At 43.7% G+C, this 350-nt stretch carries 1 protein-coding gene; it reads right to left on the reverse strand.

The genetic code is table 11. The annotated features are described in order from the left end of the window. Nucleotides 1-17 precede the first annotated feature (17 nt). A partial coding sequence (locus ACKWMY_RS28380; RefSeq protein WP_409487568.1) for a hypothetical protein occupies nucleotides 18-350 on the reverse strand: 333 nt, incomplete at its 5' end.

A 350-nucleotide genomic window follows, 5' to 3' on the forward strand; every position in this document is an offset into this window, starting at 1 on the left:
CCGGATCGGTGGTGCCATCATATCAGCGGGCATCTTTGCCGAAGACCAGATGTAAGACCATCGCCAGCCAAGGTAAGTCCTCTTTGGCTGGCTTCTTTGCCTCCTCCTTCAGCTTTGGGTCGGTCATAAAGCAGATCTGCTATGGCTTTGTTGGCGTTGTATACTTTTAATACAAGGTGAAATCTGGTCTTGATGCGAGTACAATCCGCTCCCTTGTTTGTGCCTGTATTGGTGTGTTCGTGTTTGTGCGAGGTTCCGTGTATCACTACGTGTATCACTTTTGTGAAAATCATGCAGGAAAAATAGAAATAAAATCCATTTTTAACAAATGGATATACGAAATTGATTAT

The organism is Serratia sp. J2, assembly GCF_046269175.1.
GTDB lineage: Bacteria > Pseudomonadota > Gammaproteobacteria > Enterobacterales > Enterobacteriaceae > Chania > Chania fonticola_C.